The organism is Alphaproteobacteria bacterium (assembly GCA_017308135.1).
GTDB lineage: Bacteria > Pseudomonadota > Alphaproteobacteria > CACIAM-22H2 > CACIAM-22H2 > Tagaea.
Window position 1 is genome coordinate 376,729 of record JAFKFM010000007.1, and the last position, 15,368, is coordinate 392,096.

16 protein-coding genes are annotated in these 15,368 nt (G+C 66.0%); 6 read left to right on the forward strand and 10 right to left on the reverse strand.

Going from position 1 to position 15,368, the window contains the following annotated elements:
* Window positions 1-8 precede the first annotated feature (8 nt).
* From J0H39_06240 to J0H39_06270, 7 genes are all read right to left on the reverse strand, one after another.
* Entirely contained in the window at window positions 9-1,031 is a 1,023-nt protein-coding gene (locus J0H39_06240; protein MBN9496334.1) for a Gfo/Idh/MocA family oxidoreductase, read from the reverse strand.
* A complete protein-coding gene (locus J0H39_06245; GenBank protein ID MBN9496335.1) occupies window positions 1,028-1,912 on the reverse strand; it encodes a sugar phosphate isomerase/epimerase in 885 nt (294 codons plus the stop codon). The genes J0H39_06240 and J0H39_06245 overlap by 4 nt, the downstream gene beginning before the upstream one ends.
* Window positions 1,909-2,745 (reverse strand): carbohydrate ABC transporter permease, encoded by an 837-nt coding sequence (locus J0H39_06250; protein MBN9496336.1) that lies wholly within the window; start codon window positions 2,743-2,745, stop codon window positions 1,909-1,911. The genes J0H39_06245 and J0H39_06250 overlap by 4 nt, the downstream gene beginning before the upstream one ends.
* A complete protein-coding gene (locus J0H39_06255) occupies window positions 2,742-3,617 on the reverse strand; it encodes a sugar ABC transporter permease (protein ID MBN9496337.1) in 876 nt (291 codons plus the stop codon). The genes J0H39_06250 and J0H39_06255 overlap by 4 nt, the downstream gene beginning before the upstream one ends.
* Before the next feature lie 74 nt (window positions 3,618-3,691).
* Window positions 3,692-4,903 (reverse strand): sugar ABC transporter substrate-binding protein, encoded by a 1,212-nt coding sequence (locus J0H39_06260; GenBank protein MBN9496338.1) that lies wholly within the window; start codon window positions 4,901-4,903, stop codon window positions 3,692-3,694.
* A 20-nt stretch (window positions 4,904-4,923) separates the two neighbouring features.
* Complete coding sequence (locus J0H39_06265; protein ID MBN9496339.1) at window positions 4,924-5,823, reverse strand: alpha/beta hydrolase; 900 nt, start codon at window positions 5,821-5,823, stop codon at window positions 4,924-4,926.
* Entirely contained in the window at window positions 5,820-6,476 is a 657-nt protein-coding gene (locus J0H39_06270) for a GntR family transcriptional regulator (protein ID MBN9496340.1), read from the reverse strand. The genes J0H39_06265 and J0H39_06270 overlap by 4 nt, the downstream gene beginning before the upstream one ends.
* A gap of 128 nt (window positions 6,477-6,604) precedes the next feature.
* Between J0H39_06270 and J0H39_06275 the strand changes: the two genes are divergently transcribed.
* From J0H39_06275 to J0H39_06290, 4 genes are all read left to right on the forward strand, one after another.
* A complete protein-coding gene (locus tag J0H39_06275; protein ID MBN9496341.1) occupies window positions 6,605-6,763 on the forward strand; it encodes a DUF2256 domain-containing protein in 159 nt (52 codons plus the stop codon).
* A gap of 64 nt (window positions 6,764-6,827) precedes the next feature.
* Complete coding sequence (locus tag J0H39_06280) at window positions 6,828-7,739, forward strand: PepSY domain-containing protein (protein ID MBN9496342.1); 912 nt, start codon at window positions 6,828-6,830, stop codon at window positions 7,737-7,739.
* An 80-nt stretch (window positions 7,740-7,819) separates the two neighbouring features.
* Window positions 7,820-8,746, forward strand: a complete 927-nt coding sequence (locus J0H39_06285; GenBank protein ID MBN9496343.1) for a sugar kinase — start codon at window positions 7,820-7,822, stop codon at window positions 8,744-8,746.
* An 80-nt stretch (window positions 8,747-8,826) separates the two neighbouring features.
* Complete coding sequence (locus J0H39_06290) at window positions 8,827-9,825, forward strand: nitronate monooxygenase (GenBank protein MBN9496344.1); 999 nt, start codon at window positions 8,827-8,829, stop codon at window positions 9,823-9,825.
* Here the strand turns inward: J0H39_06290 and J0H39_06295 are convergent.
* From J0H39_06295 to J0H39_06305, 3 genes are read right to left on the reverse strand one after another with little or no spacing between them, the layout of a single operon-like run.
* Window positions 9,822-10,661: an FkbM family methyltransferase gene (locus tag J0H39_06295; protein ID MBN9496345.1), complete on the reverse strand. Its 840-nt coding sequence runs from the start codon at window positions 10,659-10,661 to the stop codon at window positions 9,822-9,824. The genes J0H39_06290 and J0H39_06295 overlap by 4 nt on opposite strands.
* Window positions 10,661-11,644, reverse strand: coding sequence for a dipeptide epimerase (locus J0H39_06300; protein MBN9496346.1), 984 nt, complete (start codon window positions 11,642-11,644; stop codon window positions 10,661-10,663). Before J0H39_06300 ends, J0H39_06295 begins: the two co-directional genes overlap by 1 nt.
* Window positions 11,641-12,648: a DUF1611 domain-containing protein gene (locus J0H39_06305; GenBank protein ID MBN9496347.1), complete on the reverse strand. Its 1,008-nt coding sequence runs from the start codon at window positions 12,646-12,648 to the stop codon at window positions 11,641-11,643. The genes J0H39_06300 and J0H39_06305 overlap by 4 nt, the downstream gene beginning before the upstream one ends.
* Before the next feature lie 72 nt (window positions 12,649-12,720).
* Here J0H39_06305 and J0H39_06310 point away from each other — a divergent pair, with 72 nt between their 5' ends.
* Window positions 12,721-13,902, forward strand: a complete 1,182-nt coding sequence (locus tag J0H39_06310; GenBank protein ID MBN9496348.1) for an EAL domain-containing response regulator — start codon at window positions 12,721-12,723, stop codon at window positions 13,900-13,902.
* Window positions 13,899-15,356 (forward strand): D-aminoacylase, encoded by a 1,458-nt coding sequence (locus tag J0H39_06315; protein ID MBN9496349.1) that lies wholly within the window; start codon window positions 13,899-13,901, stop codon window positions 15,354-15,356. Before J0H39_06310 ends, J0H39_06315 begins: the two co-directional genes overlap by 4 nt.
* Window positions 15,357-15,368 lie beyond the last annotated feature (12 nt).

The window sequence follows — 15,368 nt, forward strand, 5'->3', positions numbered from 1 at the left end:
GGGGCTGTTCATAGGGCGATGGGCTTTCCAGAGGCCGAAGATGAAATCATCGCCTCCAGAATTCGCATGGCGGCCACACCGTCCGCAATACCCGGCACATCGACCTTCTCGCCGCGCACGGCGGCCAGGAAGTCGCCGAGAATGGCGTGATAACCCTTATGGTCTTCGTTCGCCGCGACCGTCAGGTTCGGCTCCCACACCAGCGTATCGACGGCGTCGTCGAGTGTCGCTTCCTTGCGCGACACCTTGAACTCGGGCGCGCGGAAGTAACGGACCTCATGGACGTTGCGCACTTCCACGCGCTTGTGATCGCCCATCACCTGCCACCATTCCATCGGCGTGGCACGCGATTGATGCGTGCCCATCACCAGCGTGGCGAGGCCGCCATTGTCGAATTTGAAATCGACATGCAGCAGCAATTTGCCGGGCGCCAATTCGTGACGGCGCGCCAGCAACTCGACCGGCTTGCCCATCAAATGCGGCACCAGGTCCATGTAGTGCACGCAATGATGCAGATAGAAGCCCGTATAATCCGGGTCCTTGGTGAAATAGGTGGGTGCGGTCATGTACTGGCCCAGGAAGCTGGCCGGCGCGCCGAATTGTCCGCCCTTCACGATGTTGATCGCGATGCGGTTGGCGGTCGAATAACGCTTCATGAAACCGAGGACGAGCGGCTTGCCCGATTTCTCCGCCGCCGCTTGCAGGCGCTTGGCCCCCGCCACGTCGCCGCCCGGCGGCTTCTCCATGAACACGGGCAAGCCCCGTTCCAGCGCCGCGCAGCCCAGTTCCACATGGGCTGCCGGGCCGATCGCCATGCCGATCGCGTCGATATCCTGGCGCGCGATCAGCTTGGCCGCGTCGTCGGTGCAATTCTCGGCCGACACGCCGTAGCTGCGCGCGATGCGGGCCAGATTGTCGGGGCTTTTGTCGCACAGCCCCGCCAGCGTCACGTTATGGCGCACGAGATGGGGCAGCAGCATTTCCCCGGCATGCGTGCCGCAGCCGATCCAACCGATCCGTAGATTGCTCATGCGGCCCTCCTGGCCGAGTCCAATGCCGCGCGCAAATAGGCGCCGCTCGCGGCCAATTCCGCGTCTTCGTTGCGATGGGGCGCGCGCCATTGGGCGACGCACGTACCCGCCGGCACGTCGTCGCGGCGGAACGGCTCCAGCGTGATCGGGCCCGTGTAGCCGACCGCGACGATGGCGCGCGCGACCGACGGCCAATCGATATGGCCGTCGCCCACGAAGCCGCGATGATTCTCGTTGGCCTGGAAATGGACCATGCGCTTGCCCGCCTTGCGGATCGCGGCGGCGATGTCGCGGTCTTCCATATTCATGTGGAACGTGTCGAGCATCGCGCCCAGCGCCTTGTTGCCGACGGCATCGACGATCTCCAGCGCATGCTCGGTCGTGTTGGCGATATCCGTTTCGAAACGGTTGAGCGGTTCGAGGCCGAGGATCACGCCCTTGTCGGCGGCATAGGCGGCGGCGTCCTTCAATCCGTTCACGACCCAATCGAAGCGGCGCTTGCGCGCATCCGCGTCGACCGGGGCGGGCGGACGGCCCGCGAAAACCAACGGTGCCCCATAAAGCGGGCCGCCGACGATCTTGACGCCATAGGCGACCGCTTCGTCGACGCAAAAGTGCAGATAGGCGAGACCGGCCTTGCGTGCCGCTTCGTCGGGGCTGGCGAGATCGCGCTGAAGATTGACGCGTGCCGCGAAAACGAGATCGAGCCCGTGCTCGGCGGCGGCCACCTTGGTTTCGCGCGCGTCGAGTTCGCCCGGCTCGGGGACGAGAAGTTCCATGAACTCCATGCCCGACGCGCGCGCTTGCGCGAAGGTGCCGAAATTCGCCCGGCCGAAGGGCCGCGCGTAGAACATCGAGATGACGCCTATTTTGTTGGTCATGATTTCACGGCTCCGGCGGTCAGCCCGCCGATCAAGTGTCGTTGCACGAAAAGGAACAGAAGCGTGACGGGCAGCGCCACCAGCGTGCCGCCGGCGGTGAGCAATCCCCATTGGATTGTGTATTCGCCGATGAACAGCTGCAACGCGACCGTCACGGTGCGCACGTTCTGGCCCGACAGCATCATCGCGAAGAGATACTCGTTCCAGGACGCGACGAAGATATAGATGCCGGTCGACACGATGCCGGGGGCGGCGAGCGGCAGCAGGATTTTCACGATTGTCTGCACGCGGCTGGCGCCATCGACCATCGCGGCTTCGTCCAGTTCCTTCGGGATGCCGTTGAGGTAGCTGGTCAGCATCCAGATCGCGAAGGGAATGGCGAAGGTCGCGTGGCCCAGCACGACGCCGGGCACGGTGTCGAGCAAGCCGAGCGAGCGCATGGCGACGAACAGCGGAATGATCATCAACACGATCGGGAACATGTTGATGGTCAGAAACTGCGTCATCAGAAAGCGGCGGCCGATGAAGCCGAAGCGCGAGAAAGCGTAGGCGGCGGGCACCGACAGGCCCAGACCCAGCGCGCAGGCGCTTACGGCCACGATGAGTGAGTCCAGCAGGTTCTTCGGGAATGTCGTGCGCGCCAGCAGGTCGGCGTAATGGATAAGCGTGGGCTCGTCCGGCCAATAGACCACGGGGAAGCGCGCAATATCCGCCGTCGGCTTGATCGAGGTGATCGCCATCCACGCATAGGGGGCGAGGGCGATCACGATCAAGATCGCTGCCGGCAATTCGATCTCGAAGAAGCGCTGCGTGCGCGAGCGGCGGTCGATCATCGGAAGGCCTCGCGCATCGTGCGGCGGACATAAAACGCCGCGACGGAGATCAAGAACAGCGTCAGCACGACGGCGAGCGCCGAGCCGTAGCCGAATTCCATGCCGCTATAGGCGCGCAGGAACGCGTAAAGCGGCAGCGTATGCGTGGCGTAACCGGGGCCGCCGCCGGTCATCACCAGGATGACGTCGAGCGAATTCGCGACCCAAATCGTGCGCAGCAGCAGGGCGGTCAGGATCACGCCCTTCAAGCCCGGCCATACGACATGGCGGAAGCGTTGCAGGCGCGTGGCGCCGTCGATCTCGGCGGCTTCGTGCAGATCGCCGGGGATCGCTTGAAGCCCCGCAAGGATGATGACCGCGAAGAACGGGAAGCCTTGCCAGACCAGCGCCACGATGACGGCGTACAGCGCGATATCGGGATCTGCGAGCCACGCGACCGGCGATTTGATGAAGCCCAAACGCAGCAGCATGTCGTTTAGAAGGCCGAGATTGTAGTCGTAGACCCAGGTGAACATCAGCCCGATGATGACCGACGGCAATGCCCAGGGCACGACGACGAGGGCGCGCGCGAAGGACCGGAAGGCGAAACTCTCGTTGAGTATCAGCGCCGCGGCCATGCCGAGCGCGAATTGCAAGCCGACCGCGAGCCCGACCCAGACGAAGGAATTCCACAGCGAAATCCAGAAGGCTTCGTCGGCGAGCAGGCGTTGGTAATTGCGCAAGCCCGTGAACGGCACGTCGTGCGGCCGGAACAGCACGAAATCGTGGAAGCTCATCCACAGCGTCGACGCGACGGGATAGAGCACGATCGCCGCGGTGGCGAGGATCGCGGGCGCCAAGAAGTAGTAAGGCGTGAGACGAGAGGAGACCATTTTCGCTTTCGCGGCGGATCGGCCAAGGCGGGCCTCGTCGGAGGCCCGCCTTGGCTTTCGATCAACCGTGCCAATCAGCCGTGATAATGGCGTTCGATGGCGCGCATCATGTCGTCGGGCTGGATCTGGCCCAGCAACGCGCGTTGCATGTTGGTCGGCCACACCGTGCGCAGGAAATCCGCCGTGGCGGGCACGTTGGGCAGCGTGTCGGCGATCGCCAGCGATTGTGCGGACGCATCGACAAAACGCTTCGGGTGCAGCGTCCAGTTGGCCGCCCCCTTGTTCGACACGGTCAGCTGGCCGGTGAACTTGTTGAACTCCACGTTCGACTCGTTCGTCGACAGCCAGCTGATCCAGCGGAACGCCGCGGCCTTGTTGCGGCTCGACGCGAAGATCGCGTTCGACTCGTCGCCGAACGACGTCCAGCCCTTGCCGTCGGCGGCGCGCGGAACGGGCACGGCCGAAACCTTGTCGCCCAGCGCCTGGACCATTTCGTTGGCCGAGCCGACATGGTGGATCGTCATCGCCGTGCGGCCGGCCTTGAAGTTGTCCACGATCTGGCGGAAGCCGTCATTCGGCGCCGAGGGTGGGAACACCTTGTGTTCGCGGCCCAGCGCCACGAACCAGCGGTTCGCTTCCAGCGCCTTGGGCGTCACCATGCCGCCCTTTTCGAAGGTGGCGCCGCCGCCGAGCACGAAGCTGCCCCAATGGTCGTGGCCGCCAGCACCGCCGCGCATGCCGAAGCCGAACACATCGCCCTTGGTCGTGGCCTGCGCCGCCTTCAGGAATTCGTCGAAGGTCTTCGGCGCGGCAACGCCCGCCTGCTGGAACAGATCGACGCGGTAGTAGAGATAGAGCACGACGTATTGCAGGGGCACGTAATAGCGCTTGCCGTCCGGCGCCTTGTGCAGGTTCCACAGATTGGCCGAGATGTCCGACGCGTCGGCCCAGCCGCCGATCTGCTGGTCGAGCGGCTCGAGTGCCCGCATTTCCAGCAGGCGCGACATATTGGCGAGCTTCACCATCGCGCAATCGGGCGCGTTATTGGCGACGAGGGCCGCGTAGAGACGCGTGTAGTAATCGTTGCCGCCGCCCCAGGGAATGCTCTCCGCCTGGATCTTGATGCCGGGATTCGCCGCTTCGAACTTCGCGATCAGTTCGGCGGGCGAATGCTGCGGATTGTCGAAATGGTACCACCAGCGCACGGTCGTCGTGCCCTGCGCGTTCACGATCGCCGGGGCGGCGATCGCGGCCGTCGTGGCGGCGAGGAAAGTTCTGCGTTTCATTGGCGTTTCTCCCGTTTGTTTTATTGGAGGGCTTCGGCGAGGAATTGCCCGGCGACGCGATGCGCTTTGCGCGCCGGTTCCAGCTTCGACGACATCTGCATGAAGCCGTGGCAGACGCCCGCGAACACGTCCAAGCGGACGTCGTTGCCCGCCTCGGCCAATTTATTGGCGAGGTCGAGCGTCTCGTCGCGCAGCGGATCGAGGGCCGCCGCGCTGAGATAGAGTTTGGGCAGACCGGTGAGGTCCGGCAGCGTCGAAGGCCCGCGCCAATTGTCCCAATACCAGCGCATGCGCTTGGAGGTGAGGACGTAGCCGCCGGGGCCGAATTTCGCGTGGCTGGCCGTATCGAACATCGGCGTGAAGCAGCCATAGAACAGGCACGCGGCGCGCACGCGCTTGCGCCATTCGTGGCTCGCCAGCGTCAGCAATGTGATGCCGGCCCCTGCGGAATCCCCGCCGATTGCGATGCGCGAGGCGTCGACCGCGTCGCCCAGCAAGCCGCCGGCGATGGCGTCCAACGCCGCGCGCGTATCGTCGATCGCCGCGGGGAAGGGATGCTCGGGGGCGAGGCGATAATCGATGCCGAGCACGGCCGCACCCGATTCGACCGCGAGGCGCGTCATCGATCCCAGATGCGATTCGATCGAGCCGAAGGTCCAGCCGCCGCCATGCACGAAGAGCAGCACGGGCAAGTTCTTCGCCGCGGTCGGGCGCAGCAGTTTCGCGCGCATCTTGCCCCAGGGCCGATCGATCGAAAGATCGCGCGTTTCGGCGACCGCCGGGCGATCGGCGTTCCAGCCTTCATTGAACTTCACGAAGGTCGGCCGCGCCTCGGCGAGATCCATGTTCGGATAATCGGGGGCGGGGCCGCCGGCGGCCATGATCGCCGCCATTTCGGGGTGAACGAACGCGTTGCTCATGCCGCACTTCCTTTGCGGCTCGCCGCCGCGGGCAATTCGACGATGGTGTCGAGGTGATGGGCGATTTCCTGCGCCAGCCGTTCGCCGTCGCGCGCCTCCAGCGCTTCCATGATCGTGTCGTGGCGATCGGCGGTGCGCGTCAGGCTGCGGCGATGGCCCGGCGCCCAAAGCTTTTGCCGGTGCGAATGCAGCATGCAGCGGATCAGGATCTGCTCCAGCACCGGCGGGCTCGCCAGGCGGAAGATCGCCGCGTGGAAGCGCATGTCGAGTTCGATCAGCCCGTAAGCGTCGCCACGCTTGGCCGCGGCCGCCATGCCTTGGCGCAACGCCTTCAACTCGGCGGCGGCATCCGGCGTATAGGCGCGCACCGCACGCAAGGCGCCGCGCGTTTCGAGCCGTTTGCGTAGATCGAGAATTTCTTCGGCGGCGTCGGGATCGAGCGTGGTGACCATCGTGCCGCGATGCCCCGAACGCTGGACGAGGCCGTCCTCCTGCAAGCGCAGCAGCGCTTCGCGGACCGTGCCTTGGCTGCATTCGAGTTCGTTCGCGAGGCCGAGTTCCGTCAGCGGCTCGCCGGGACGGATCTCGTTCAGCACGATGCGGCGTTTGAGCGCCGAATAGACGATGTCGCGCGGACGCGCAGCCTTCGCCATTGGTTCGATTCCTCCCTGGCCGGGCAAATTATCGATATCGATAATGAAAGGCAACCGGATTCCGATCCGGGCTTGAAGCGGCCGCGCGCGGCTCTAGGCTCTGGGCATTCACATGACCGCGAATGCCCATGCCCAAAATGCGCAAGAAATCGGAATTGCCGGCGAAGACCTGCGTCGTTTGCGGGCGGCCCTTTGTCTGGCGCAAGAAATGGGCGAAGGATTGGCCGCAGGTGAAATACTGCGCCGATTGCTGCAGATCCGACGCGAAGAAAACGCCCGGCGCATGACAACGTTACGGGGCGTAGCCAAATAACGCCCCGTAACCATCCTTCGCGCGGCATGGTCGCGGCCATGAAACCGCTCTATCTCAAGCTCCACCGCTGGATCGCCCTCGCTTTTTCCCTGCCGCTTCTGGCCATTCTGGTCAGCGGCTTGGTGCTGTCGTTCGAGCCCTGGGTCGTCGATGCGTCGATCGTGCCCGGGTCGCTCGACGCCGCGCGCGTGGGCGAAATAATCGACCAGCACGATCCGCGCGGCCAAGCGCGTGCGCTGGTCGTGCGCAGCTATGACGGCACGTTGTCGCTGGGCACCGGGCGCGGCGGCGGCGTGGTCGTCGATCTCGGGACGGGCGAAACGCGCGATGGCGCGTCGGCGCTCGCGCAGACCTTCGGTCTGATGCGCGGATTGCACGAGCGCTTGTTGCTCGATCTGGGCTGGCTGGTGACCGCTTCGACGGCGGCGATGCTCGTCGTCTCGGTGATCGGCGTCTTGATGGGCTGGCCGCGTTTCGCGAACACCGTGTCGGGCTGGCACAAGGCGATGGCGTGGCTGCCCTTGCCGCTGATCGTGTTGTCGCCGCTGACCGGGCTGTTCCTCGCCTTCGGCATCACCTTCGCGGGTCCGCCGCCGGAATTGCCGCAAGCGCCGCCGCTCAAACTGCGCGAGGCGGTGGAAGCGCTGGGCGCCGATCGCGATCTGTCGGCGCTGGTATGGTTGCGGCCGCAAGGCGGGCGCTATCTCGCGCGCATCGTCGAAGACGGCGAGTATCGCGTCTACGCCGTCACGCGCGACGGCGCCGTGCCGATGCAGCGCAACCTGCCGCGCCTGTTCCACGAAGGAAATTTCGCGGGCGCGTGGTCGGCGCTGATGAACGTGGCGCTGTCCTTGGCCATGTTGGGGCTGCTGGGCACGGGCGTCTGGATCTGGGCCAAGCGCAGCTTGACGCGCCGCAAACTGCGCCGCCAGCGCGCCGCCCTCGCCTGACCCTTTCGTTCGTCCGCGGCCTCGCCTAAAACAGGGCGCCGGCGGTTCGAAAGCCGGGACGAACGAAGGGTTGGGAAACGATGGCGTGCGAGATCCTCGCCTATGGCGAGCCGATGATCGAATTCAACCAGACGGGCGGGGCGACGAGCCGCACCTATCTGCAAGGCTTCGGCGGCGACACCTCGAATTTCGCGATTGCGGCGGCGCGATCGGGCGCCAAGGCGGGCTACATCTCGGCGTTGGGGGCGGATATTTACGGCCAGATGTTCCGCGATCTGTGGCGCTTCGAAGGTGTCGACGAGTCGACCGTGCGCGAAGACAAGAACGCGCCCACGGCCGTCTATTTCGTCACGCATGACGAGAAGGGCCATCATTTCTCGTTCTTCCGGTCGGGCTCGGCCGCCAGCCGCTACGCCCCCGCCGATCTGCCGCTCGACGCCATTCAAGAGGCGAAGGTGCTGCATCTTTCGGGCATTTCGCTGGCGATCTCCAATTCCGCCTGCGATGCGGGCTTCGCCGCGATGACCACGGCGCGCGCGTCGGGCTGCCTCGTGTCGTTCGACACCAATCTGCGCTTGAAGCTGTGGCCGGTGGCGCGCGCCAAGGCCGTGACGGCGGAGGCGATCGCCAATTGCGACATCTGCCTGCCCAGCCTCGACGATGTCGCGACGTTGTTCGGCGTCGACGAGCCGGACGAGCTGGTCGATCTGATGTTGAAGCTGGGCGCCAAGGTCGTGGCGCTGAAACTGGGCGCGCAAGGCGCTTTGGTCGCCGACGCGAAGACGCGCACGCGCATTCCGCCCCATCCGTGCAAGCCGGTCGATGCGACCGGGGCGGGCGATACGTTCGGCGGCGCCTTCATCGCGCGGCTAGTCGCGGGCGATAGCTTGGAGCAAGCCGGGCGCTACGCCGCCACGGCGGCGGCGCTGTCGACCGAAGGCTATGGCGCGGTCGAGCCGATCCCCGATCGCGCGCGCGTGCTGCGCGCGATGGAGCGCGCGTCGTGATCCCGGCGGGCAAGATCTTCGATCCCGCCCGCGCGTTCTGCGAACGCTTCGGTCTGCGTTTGCCGATCTTGCTCGCCCCCATGGCGGGCGTGCCCGCACCCGCGCTCTCCGCCGCCGTCGCGCGCGCGGGCGGCATGGGGGCGTGCGGTGCGCTTCTCATGAAGCCCGAGGCGATTCTCGCCTGGGCCAATGATCAGCGCGGCCGCTCCAACGGCGCGTTCCAGCTCAATCTGTGGATTCCCGATCCCGCGCCCGTTCGCGACGCGGATCACGAAGCGCGCGTGCGCGCATTCGTCGGCCAATACGGGCCGGAAGTCCCGGCGGATGCCGCCAACGCCACGCCACCCGATTTCAAGGCGCAATGCGACGCGTTGCTCGCCGCCGGCCCGGCGGTCGTCTCGTCGATCATGGGCGTCTATCCGCCCGATTTCGTCGCGAAGCTCAAAGAACGCGGCATCGCCTGGTTCGCCAACGCGACGACGGTCGCCGAAGCCAAGGCGGCGGCCGAAGCGGGGGCGGACGCCATCGTCGCGCAAGGGGCCGAAGCGGGCGGCCATCGCGGCGCCTTCGACGCGGCGAAGGCCGAAGCCGAAGCGATCGGATTATTCGCGTTGCTGCCCGCGATTCTCGATGCGGTGAAATTGCCGGTGATCGCCACCGGCGGCATCGGCGATGCGCGTGGCATGGCGGCTGCGTTCGCGATGGGGGCTGCGGCCGTGCAAATCGGTACCGGCTTTCTGCGCACGCCCGAAGCGGGCATTCCCACCGCTTGGGCCGATGCGCTGGGCCAGACGCCGCCGGAAGCGACGCGGCTCACGCGCGCTTTTTCGGGTCGCGCGGGTCGTTCGATCGCGACCGAGTATGTGCGCGCGGCGGCGTCGCCCGAAGCGCCTACGCCCGCCCCATATCCCGTACAGCGCGCGATCACGCAAGCGATGCGCGACGCCGCCAACAAGGCGAACGATGTTTCGCGCATCCAGGCTTGGGCGGGGCAATCGGCGGCGCTGGCGCAAGCCAAACCGGCGGGCGATCTGATCGCCGATTTGTGGCGGGAGACGTGCGAAAGACTGGGTGCTTAGCCGGGGGCGGCGAGGGCGGCTTTGTAGCGTGTCAGCAAATCGCCGCCGCTGCGCGTGTCGTGTGCGGCGATCAGCAGCCCGACCAGATCGTAAGATCGATAGACGTCGTGCATGATCCGCGCGAAGGCGAGCAGCTTGTCGTCGGATAGCGCCTCCAGCTTGTCGATCGCGCGGATATAGATCGCGGCTTCGGCATAGAGCAATTGGCTGCCGGGCCCGAACGGTCCGCCGCCGAACACCAGCGGGCGCAATTGCCGGCTGAACGGGGCAGTGAAGCGATGCAGCATGAAGCCGAGCCCACGCAGATGCACGTCAATGTCGCCGAACAGCGCTTGGCCTTCGTACATCGGCACGAATTCCACTTCGACGTCGACGACCAAGGCGCCACCCGCGATACGCGAGCCCCCGCGCAGCACGTCCAGCTCCGCGCCTTGCACGTCGATCTTCAAAAGATCGCATGAAGCAAGATCGGGCAGATCGTCCAAGCGCCGCGTCTCCACGCGCGTCGTTTCGACGACCGGCAGCGGCAGATTGTGGAACAGGCTCAGCAGCCGCTCGTTGGGCTTGTAGAGCGACGAGGTCAGCGGATTGGCGCAGTTATGAAAATCGCGCGTCGTGCCGTCGGCAATGAAATAAGGCAAATAGCGATGATGGGGCGGGGCGCTGGCGTTACGCTCGGCGCAAGCTTCGGCGCGCGGCTCGAACCCGGTGACATGCACCGCCGGATCGCCGAGCAGCGCATGATAGGGATCGCCCTCCTTGCCCATCGATGCGGCGCCCACGTCGACAATATGCAACGGCAACGCGCGGACCAGAATGTCGGAAAGACCCGCCATCAACCCCAAACCTCCGCATCCGGCGGGTGAACGCGGCTGCCTTCGAAGCGCAATCCCGGATCGCGATCGTGGCTCAGCAGCAACGGCCCGTCGAGATCGACCCACGCCGCACCCTGCGCGATCAGATGGGCCGGGCCCATCGACAGCGACGTCGCGACCATGCAGCCGACCATCACGCGATAACCGGCGGCGAAGGCGGCCTTGCGCAAGGCGAGCGCTTCGGTGAAGCCGCCGGTCTTGTCGAGCTTGATGTTCACCGCCTCGTAGCGGCCCGCGACATGCGGCAGCGACGATGTGTCGTGGCAGGATTCGTCCGCACAAACCGCAACTGGGTGCTCGCGCCCCGCAAGCCCCGCGTCGCGATCGGCATGCAAAGGCTGCTCAATGAGGTCCACGCCGAGATTGGCGAGATGCGGCGAAATCTCGTCGAACAAGGCTTCGTCCCACGCTTCGTTCGCGTCGACGATCAGCCGCGAGCCCGGTGCCGCTTTGCGCACCGCTTCGACGCGCGCCAGATCGCCCGCGCCGGTGAGTTTCAGTTTCAATAGCGGGCGATGGGCGGCGGCGCGCGCCGCCTCCGCCATTTTCTCCGGGTCGTCGACGCTCAGCGTGTAGGCGGTGGTCAACGTTTGCGGCGCGGACATGCCGGCGAGCTGCCACACGCGTTTGCCCGCCCGCTTGGCTTCGAGATCCCACAGCGCGCAGTCGAGCGCGTTGCGCGCCGCCCCGGCGGGTAAGGCGCGCTGCAATTCGTCGCGCCCGCCGCCGCGTTCGATCAAGGCGCGCGCGCTTTCGATCTGGGCGAGGACGGAGTCCACCGTCTCGCCATAGCGCGCATAGGGCACGCATTCGCCCGCACCGGCCGCGCCGTCCTGCACGATACGCGCGACGACGACGACCGCTTCGGTCTTGGCGCCGCGCGAAATGCGAAAGGCGCCGCGCAGCGGCCAAACCTCGCGGGCGACGGACAGCGCGCGCGTCATTTGATTTTCGCGAGTTGGGCGGCGATGGCGGCCACACCCGTGCGGCTCGGATCGACGCACGGCAGACCGTATTTGTCGGCGGTCGATTTGATCGCGCGTTCGGCCGCCTTGGCGGTCATCTTCGACGTGTTGAGGCTGATGCCCACGCATTTGGCCTTTTTGTTGGTGAGCCGCGCATGGGCGACGTTGACGTCGATGCAGGTTTGCAGATCGGGCAATTTGTAATGCGGCAGCCCGCGCATATGCGGCCGGCCCGGCTCGTGGCACATCACCAGCGCGTCGGCTTGCGCGCCGTGAATCAGCGCCATCGTTACGCCCGCGTAGCTCGCGTGGAACAGCGAGCCTTGACCTTCCACCACGTCCCAATGATCGGGATCGTTGGCGGGGGCGATCGTCTCGACCGCGCCGGCGACGAAATCCGACACGATCGCGTCGATCGACCAGCCGCGACCCGCGATCAAAATGCCGGTCTGGCCGGTGGCGCGGAACGTCGCCTTCAGCCCGAGCGACTTCATCGCCGCTTCGAGGGCGAGCGAGGTGTACATCTTGCCGATCGAGCAATCGGTGCCGACGGTCAGCACGCGTTTGCCCGGGCGCTTGATGCCCGTGGCGATCGGAAATTCGCGGTCGGGATGGCGCACGTCGTGCAGTTTGCGGCCGTTGCGCTTGGCGGCGGCGGCGAGCTCGGGCACGTCCGACAATTTATTGTGCAGACCGGAGGCGAGATCGAGACCCGCATCGAGTGCGGCGGTCAGCACCTTGATCCAGTCTTTGGAAATCACGCCGCCGCGATTGACCGTGCCGACGATCATCGTCTTGGCGCCCTTGGCGACGGCTTGCTTCACGCTCATGTCGGGAAAGCCGCTATCGGCGTTGCAGCCCTTCAGGCGCAGCTGGCCGACGCATTTTTCCGGACGCCATTGCGCCACGCCGATGGAGGTTTTGGCGGCCAGCGCGTCGGCGGCGCTGCCCAAAAACAGCAAATAGGGAGATTTGATTTCCATCGTCATTCCGTCCAATACCGCGACCCGTCCGGTTCTAGCATCGGCCCCGGCATCAAGCTAGAGTGCGGACATATGGACGACATCGCCGGGCGCCGCGTTCTCATCGTCGACGATCAAGCCTTCATCCGCGCATTGCTGCGCCGATGCTTGGTGCGTCTTGCCGTCGGCGAAATCCGCGAGGCGGAGAACGGCGCCGATGGTTTGGCCGAACTCGATACGTTCAAACCCGAACTCGTGCTGTGCGATCTCAACATGCCCGGCATGGATGGGATCGAGTTTCTGCGTTTGGCCGCGACCAAGGCGCCGCAAACGCCGATGCTGATCGTCAGCGGCGAGGATAAACGCACGCTGGAGGGCGCGTTGCGCATCGCGCGCGGCTACGGCCTTGCCAGCGTTGGCGCCGTCGCCAAGCCGATCGAAGCCGAACGTTTGACCCAGGCGATCGCGCGCCTGCAACCCGCGGCGGAGAATGCCGCCGTCGCCGCACGCGTTATGCCGCGCATGGGCGAGGCCGACCTTGCCGCCGCGATCGAACGCGGGCAGATCGCGGCCGTGTTCCAGCCGAAAATCGACGTGGCGAGCGGCCTGACGCAATCGGTCGAATGTCTGGCGCGCTGGTCGCATCCGACCCATGGCGACGTGTCGCCGGGCGTGTTCGTGCCGCTCGCGGAGAATTGCGGGCTGGTCGATCGGATGACCGAAGCGGTGATCGACGTCGCCGCGCGCGACATGGCGCCGATCTTCGCCGCGTATCCGGATTTGCGCTGCGCGATCAATTTCTCGTTCGATACGCTGGGCCGCAGCGACGCCTTCGCCTGGATCAGCGGCGCCTTGAGCCGCTCGAGCATGCCGGCCGAACGCTTGATCGTCGAAGTGACCGAGAGCCGCCTAGGCGAAGACGACCGGCGCACGCTGGAAACGCTGGCGCGGCTGCGCATGAAGCGCGTGCGCGTGTCGCTCGACGATTTCGGCACCGGCTACGCGTCGCTTGCGCGTTTGGAAGCTTTGCCGTTCGATGAGCTTAAAATCGATCGCGGCTTCGTGTCGGGTGCGGCGGAAGCGCCGGCCAAGCGCGCAATTCTGGAATCGGCGGTGGCGCTGGCCAAGCGCATGGATCTCGTTTCCGTCGCCGAAGGCGTCGAAACGCAGGCCGATCTCGACACCGCGCGCGAAGCGGGGATCGATCTCGCCCAAGGCTATCTGATCGCGCGGCCGATGCCGGCGGACAAGCTGCTGGCCTGGCTCGCGCAATGAAGCACGAATTGGTGCTGAAAGGCGGTCGCGTCGCCGACGGGTCCGGCACGCCCGCGATCGAAGCCGATATCGCCATCGCCGGCAATCGCATCGCCGCGATCGGCGCGCCGGGCACGCTGGAAGCCGCCGCGACGCTCGATTGTTCGGGGCGGATGATCGCCCCCGGTTTCATCGACGTGCATACGCATGACGACGCGATCCTGTTGGATCTGCCAGACATGCCGATGAAGACGAGCCAGGGCGTGACCACAATCGTCGCCGGGAATTGCGGCGTGTCGGTCGCCCCGATGATTTTGGCGGGCGATCCGCCGCCACCGCTCGATCTGCTGGGAACGCGCGCCACCTATCGCCATAAACGTTTCGCCGATTGGACGAAGGCTTTGGCCGCCGATCCCGCCGCCGTCAACGCGGTGGCGCTGGTCGGGCATTCGTCGTTGCGCGTGCAGACGATGGATCGTCTCGATCGCGCGGCCGATGAAGGCGAGATCGCGCGCATGCAAGGCTTGCTCGATCAAGCGATGGGCGAGGGCGCGCTGGGCCTGTCGACCGGCTTGTTCTACGCGCCCGCGAAAGCGGCACCGACCGCGGAGATCGTCGCGGTCGCCAAAATCGCGGGAAGGCATGGCGGATTGTACGCCACGCATTTGCGCAACGAAGCCGACGCGCTGGAAGACGCGGTCGCCGAAGCCTTGCGCATCGGCCGCGAAGCGGACACGCCCGTCGTGCTGTCGCATCACAAGGCGATGGGCAAGGCGAACCACGGCAAGACCGCGCGCACGCTGCCCTTGATCGACGCGGCGCGTAAAACCCAGCGCGTGGCGCTCGACGTCTATCCCTATATCGCGTCGTCGACCGTGCTGACGATCGACCGTATCGCCGCGTCGTCGCGCGTTTTGATCACCTGGTCGAAATCCGTGCCCGCGACGGGCGGGCGCGACCTTTCCGATATCGCCGGCGAATGGCACGTCGATCTCGCGGAAGCCGCGCGGCGCTTGCAGCCGGCCGGGGCGATCTATTTCGCGATGGCGGAGGACGACGTGCGCCGCGTGCTGTCCTGGCCGGAAGCGATGATCGGGTCGGACGGTTTGCCGCACGACGCCCATCCCCATCCGCGGCTGTGGGGCACGTTCCCGCGCGTGCTGGGTCATTACGCGCGCGACGTGGGCTTGTTTCCGGTCGAAGAAGCGATCCGCCGGATGACGTCGTTGCCCGCCAAGCGCCTGGGCTTGCGCGACCGGGGCGTGCTGCGGACAGGCGCTTTCGCCGATATCGTCGTTTTCGATCCCAGAACGGTGATCGACCGGGCGAGTTTCGCCGCCCCCACGCTGCCGGGTGCCGGGATCGACGCCGTGTTCGTCAACGGCCGGGCCGTTTGGAAGGCCGGGGCACCCACGGGCGCGCGCCCCGGATCGTTTCTGTCGCGCGATACCGCTGCGATGGATTACGCTGGGTAAGAACCCAGGGAG

What these genes read in the sequence shown, in the direction of transcription:
- J0H39_06240 (MBN9496334.1), bottom strand. Translation starts at nt 1,031, where the DNA reads ATGAGCAATCTACGGATCGGTTGGATCGGCTGCGGCACGCATGCCGGG.
- J0H39_06245 (MBN9496335.1), bottom strand. Translation starts at nt 1,912, where the DNA reads ATGACCAACAAAATAGGCGTCATCTCGATGTTCTACGCGCGGCCCTTC.
- J0H39_06250 (MBN9496336.1), bottom strand. Translation starts at nt 2,745, where the DNA reads ATGATCGACCGCCGCTCGCGCACGCAGCGCTTCTTCGAGATCGAATTG.
- J0H39_06255 (MBN9496337.1), bottom strand. Translation starts at nt 3,617, where the DNA reads ATGGTCTCCTCTCGTCTCACGCCTTACTACTTCTTGGCGCCCGCGATC.
- J0H39_06260 (MBN9496338.1), bottom strand. Translation starts at nt 4,903, where the DNA reads ATGAAACGCAGAACTTTCCTCGCCGCCACGACGGCCGCGATCGCCGCC.
- J0H39_06265 (MBN9496339.1), bottom strand. Translation starts at nt 5,823, where the DNA reads ATGAGCAACGCGTTCGTTCACCCCGAAATGGCGGCGATCATGGCCGCC.
- J0H39_06270 (MBN9496340.1), bottom strand. Translation starts at nt 6,476, where the DNA reads ATGGCGAAGGCTGCGCGTCCGCGCGACATCGTCTATTCGGCGCTCAAA.
- J0H39_06275 (MBN9496341.1), top strand. Translation starts at nt 6,605, where the DNA reads ATGCCCAAAATGCGCAAGAAATCGGAATTGCCGGCGAAGACCTGCGTC.
- J0H39_06280 (MBN9496342.1), top strand. Translation starts at nt 6,828, where the DNA reads ATGAAACCGCTCTATCTCAAGCTCCACCGCTGGATCGCCCTCGCTTTT.
- J0H39_06285 (MBN9496343.1), top strand. Translation starts at nt 7,820, where the DNA reads ATGGCGTGCGAGATCCTCGCCTATGGCGAGCCGATGATCGAATTCAAC.
- J0H39_06290 (MBN9496344.1), top strand. Translation starts at nt 8,827, where the DNA reads ATGGCGGGCGTGCCCGCACCCGCGCTCTCCGCCGCCGTCGCGCGCGCG.
- J0H39_06295 (MBN9496345.1), bottom strand. Translation starts at nt 10,661, where the DNA reads ATGGCGGGTCTTTCCGACATTCTGGTCCGCGCGTTGCCGTTGCATATT.
- J0H39_06300 (MBN9496346.1), bottom strand. Translation starts at nt 11,644, where the DNA reads ATGACGCGCGCGCTGTCCGTCGCCCGCGAGGTTTGGCCGCTGCGCGGC.
- J0H39_06305 (MBN9496347.1), bottom strand. Translation starts at nt 12,648, where the DNA reads ATGGAAATCAAATCTCCCTATTTGCTGTTTTTGGGCAGCGCCGCCGAC.
- J0H39_06310 (MBN9496348.1), top strand. Translation starts at nt 12,721, where the DNA reads ATGGACGACATCGCCGGGCGCCGCGTTCTCATCGTCGACGATCAAGCC.
- J0H39_06315 (MBN9496349.1), top strand. Translation starts at nt 13,899, where the DNA reads ATGAAGCACGAATTGGTGCTGAAAGGCGGTCGCGTCGCCGACGGGTCC.